Origin of the sequence: Geobacillus zalihae NBRC 101842 (genome assembly GCF_001544135.1) — a bacterium.
GTDB classification, from domain to species: Bacteria; Bacillota; Bacilli; order Bacillales; family Anoxybacillaceae; genus Geobacillus; species Geobacillus zalihae.
On record NZ_BCPV01000113.1, the window covers coordinates 1 to 4,133 of the forward strand.

Below are 4,133 nucleotides of genomic sequence, written 5' to 3' on the forward strand. Positions count from 1 at the left end.
CCGAGAAGGAGTTAAGCGGCGGTGTCAATTTTCTTGTCTTCTCTCTTATGCAAGGAATCACGTTTGCTGCAGGAGTCTATGTCGTACTAGCAGGCGCACTGGTCACAGGTGCGCCGCCCATGGGGTACATCCTAACCCGATGGGACGGGGTGATGACACCCCCCTAAACTTGGGCGTTGTCCGAACCAGAAATGGATGAGGACGCAAACGATCCAAGAATCCCATGCCTTTAAGCGTGTGGAGTGTCAATCTACTTTCTTCAGCAAATACATCTCCTCCTCCACTTTCGCGATGCGGCCAAGTTGATAATCAAGCCGCTGATGAATGAGGGAGATGTCTTCTTTTGTCGCCATTTGCTCGCGAAGGCGGGAAAGATCGTCTTTTGTGGCCATCTGCTCGCGAATGCCGGCCATTTCTCCGCGGAGGCTGGCGATTTCATGGCGCATGCCGTCTTGAATGCTGTGCTGCTCGAGTTGATTGTCGCGGATCGCTTTGATCATGTCCGTGTTTTCTTTCATCTGCTCTTTCAGCCAGCGCAACTCTTCTTCCTGCTTGTCCATCCGTTGTTCCAGTTTGTCCATTCGTTGTTCAAGTTGGCCCAATTTTTGCTTCACCGTTTGCATGTCTTGCTTCAGGACGGACATGTCATCGACAAGCCCTTGAACAAGTGTGGTTAACTGCCGCAACAGCCCTTCCATGAAGAAACCTCCCTATCGAGAGGGGATTTTGCTTGGGGCGTTTCAATCATGAAACGTGAGGAGTCCGAGATGTGGAAATAGAGGGGAAACGCCTGCAAGCTCATTATATCATGGCTTGGCTAGGCCATCATTCCTAAATTGAGGGAAAGAAAAGGGATAAAGAGGGGGTGTGTTGAATACGTCATTAGCAGAAGTTTTGGCAGTTTGAAGAAAATAGATGGATGGGAGAGGGAGCATGAACGGATGGACGAAGGGGAAAAACGCGGCGCTTCTGTGTATGGCGTCGATCTTTTTATTTTCCTGCGGCAACGCAGCTGATCGCGGCGCCGAGGAAGTGCTGGCGGCGCCAAATGAACCGGCGGGGCAAACCATCGAGCATCCGCCGCTGCCGAGTCCGATCGATAAGATGGTGATAGCGTCAGCCTCTGCCAAACAAGCGGCGCCGAACCCGAACGAAGTGCGCATCACCATCAGCGCGGCGGGCGATGTGACGCTCGGGCGCGATGAAAATTATGGCTATGCGTATTCGTTTGATGAAGAAGCAAAGAAGCACGGCTTGCGCTATTTTACGAAATACATTGAGCCGATCTTCAAAAAGGACGATTTTACGACCGTCAATTTGGAAACGACGCTGACGACCTCGACGCGCAAGGCAAGCAAGACATTTCGTTTCCGCGGCCACCCGAGTTATGCGAAAATCTTAACTTATGGCGGCATTGAGGCGGTGAATCTGGCCAATAATCATACATACGATTACTTGCAAAAAGGATATAACGATACGATCGCCAGTCTAAAAAAAGAAAAGATCGGTTATTTCGGCCGTACGCTTCGGCTCATGAAAACGGTCAAAGGCATTCAAGTCGGGGCGCTCGGCTATGAAGGTTGGAGCAATACCCGCACGTTGCGCAAGCAAATCGCCAACGATATTCGCACGCTTCGGAAACAAGGAGCCGACATCATTCTAGTCCATTTCCACTGGGGAGTGGAACGAAGCTATGTGCCAAACAGCACGCAAAAGGCGCTCGGCCGCTTTGCGATTGACAGCGGCGCCGATTTGGTCGTCGGCCATCACCCGCACGTCGTGCAAGGGATCGAGGAGTACAAAGGCAAATTTATTGTCTACAGTTTAGGGAATTTTATGTTTGGCGGAAACAAAAACCCGAGCGACAAAGATACGTTTGTTTTCCAGCAGGTGTTTTCTTTTCAAAACGGCAAGCGGACGGCCAAAAAAGAAATCCGCGTCATCCCGTTTCGCATTTCATCGGTGACGACAAGGAACAACTACCAGCCGATGCCGTTAGCGGGAGGGGAAGCAGCCCGAGTGAAACGGAAAATTGTCTCGCTGTCGGCGAAAATCAAAAAGCCGACTTGGACCGCGTACGAAGTGAAGTAAAAAAGGATGGCCCTTCTTTCGGCCATCCTTTCGCTTTTTGCAAGGTTAAGAGCGATCATTGATTAAGTTGGCGACGAGCACGTACCGCTGCGGAGCAGGGCCGACGTAGCGGAACGGATAGCACGTGGAAACGGTGAGTGTCGCTTTCGGCTTTGGAACGATGACCGTCCGGTCGTCGGCGTCGACGATGCGCACTTTGCGCACTTTATAGGTGAATGTGCCGGCGGACGTACGGACGATCAAGAGATCGCCTTGGCCGACTTCGCCAAGACGGCGGAAGACCGTGTCGCGATGGCCAGAAAGCACGCAGTTGTCCGCCTCTCCTGGCAGGACACTGCCGGCGTAATGGCCGACCCCTTTTTCCAACTCGTCTTCATCTGTACCGTGGTAAATCGCTAGGCTCATGTTGAGCTTCGGGATGATGAGTTCGCCGATTTGTTCGCCGATTTTGGGCTGTTTTGGGTAGAGTGAACTTTGGATTTGCATCGGCGCATCGCCTGTTTGTCTCTCTATTTCAACAGACAGCGGTTTGACCGCCTCGAGGCCGTTTTTCCACTTCAAGCCGCTAACGGCGGCTACGGCGATTCCAGCTGCGATCAAGCTTGCTCCAAAAAAGCGCACGAGCCGTTTCCGGTTCATTTATTTCGTCTCAACTCCTTGGCGGAAGCGGACAAGGAATGCGCCGGCACCGATGAAGGTCAAACCAAAAAGCATATAAGCGGCATACGGGGATGCCGTCTTCGGCAGTTTCGCTCCGGCTTCGGTCCGCTTCAGCGGTTTCGGCGGCGCCGGTTTCACCACTTTTTCGATTTTCGCTGCCTGGCCGCTCTGTTGCAAGTCTTCGCCGATTTCATCGAATATGTCGGAGGCAAACATCTCTTCGGTCACGACAAAATCAGCCAGCAGCTCGCCTTCGGTGCTGTAAATTTCAACAAGCAAATCGTAGCCGTTCGCTGATTCCATTGTCAGCAGCGTCGACAGGCTGAGCAGCTTTTTCTCGCCACCGTTTGACAAATAAAACTTCGCTTCCAGCTGAAATGTGGAAAGCAGGTCGGTCCATACATTGGCGATCTCAGCGATTTGCGTTGGCGATAACTCCGTAACGCTTGTAAAATCGTACGCACCGATCGCCTCAAGCCGTTGACCGATTTCTTCCATTTTCTCGGCGAATTGTGGATCTTCCATATTAAGCGATTCAAAATGGTGATAGAGCTTTTCCAACTCTGCGTCCGTCAAACCAAGCTCGTCTAAATCCGGAAGCAAGTAGTCGATGACGGCCTCCGACAGTTCCTCGACCGTCGCATAATTGTCAAGCGAATCGCCGTTTTTAGACAGCAGTTTTTCCAATTGCGTTTTCGTCATGCCAATTTCTTGTAAAAATTTGTTTAATGTTTCTTCGGTCAACGGCGTCAAATTTCGATAATAATCGACGATATCTTTCAGCTCGCCGATCGAGTGGTAATCGGCCAACGATTCGCCATGCCGATCAAGAAGGGCGATGAGCTCTTCCTTTGTCATTCCGCGTTCGTTTAGAAAGGCGGCCAACGTTTCATCCGTGATCGGAACGGAGTAATCTTTAAACAGTTCGATATATTCTTCCAGATCATTGTAAAATAAAAACACATCAGTAATGGCCTGTGACTCTTCCATTTCTCCATTGTCGATGAGCATTTGTCGAAGCTGTTGTTCGGTCAATCCGTGTTTGGCGAGCAACTGAGCTAAATTTTCTTCCGTGAGCGGCTCGCCGAACTCACGGCGCAATTCGTCCACGCTGTCAAACTCATCGAGCGAATAGCCTTCATAGTCCAAATAATTTTCCAGCTCTTCGACTGTGATCCCTGCTTCATTTAAATACTGCTCTAAAGCTGGATCGTTGCGTTCAATGGCGAACGCTGAAGCTGGCCATATAGTGGTGATGGATGCGGCCAAAGCAAAAGGAACGATGTTTTTCATGTCGTGACCTCCGTTTGTTTGTATATACGAATTCAGTATATAGGGACATGAAAAGGTTGAAAATAGTGAAATATATGGAATTTTTTATA

General features: G+C 50.4%; 4 protein-coding genes. 1 reads left to right on the forward strand and 3 read right to left on the reverse strand.

The window, feature by feature from the left end; all coding sequences use genetic code 11:
• Nucleotides 1–245: 245 nt before the first annotated feature.
• Nucleotides 246–698, reverse strand: coding sequence for a hypothetical protein (locus tag GZ1_RS17435; RefSeq protein ID WP_020754266.1), 453 nt, complete (start codon nucleotides 696–698; stop codon nucleotides 246–248).
• 235 nt (nucleotides 699–933) lie between these two features.
• Between GZ1_RS17435 and GZ1_RS17440 the strand changes: the two genes are divergently transcribed.
• Nucleotides 934–2,091, forward strand: coding sequence for a CapA family protein (locus GZ1_RS17440; protein ID WP_060788993.1), 1,158 nt, complete (start codon nucleotides 934–936; stop codon nucleotides 2,089–2,091).
• Nucleotides 2,092–2,136: 45 nt separating this feature from the next.
• Here GZ1_RS17440 and srtD read toward each other — a convergent pair whose 3' ends face one another.
• Entirely contained in the window at nucleotides 2,137–2,730 is a 594-nt protein-coding gene (srtD, locus tag GZ1_RS17445) for a class D sortase, LPxTATN-specific (RefSeq protein WP_060788994.1), read from the reverse strand.
• On the reverse strand, nucleotides 2,731–4,044 hold the full coding sequence (locus GZ1_RS17450; protein WP_060788995.1) for a processed acidic surface protein: 1,314 nt from the start codon (nucleotides 4,042–4,044) through the stop codon (nucleotides 2,731–2,733).
• Nucleotides 4,045–4,133 lie beyond the last annotated feature (89 nt).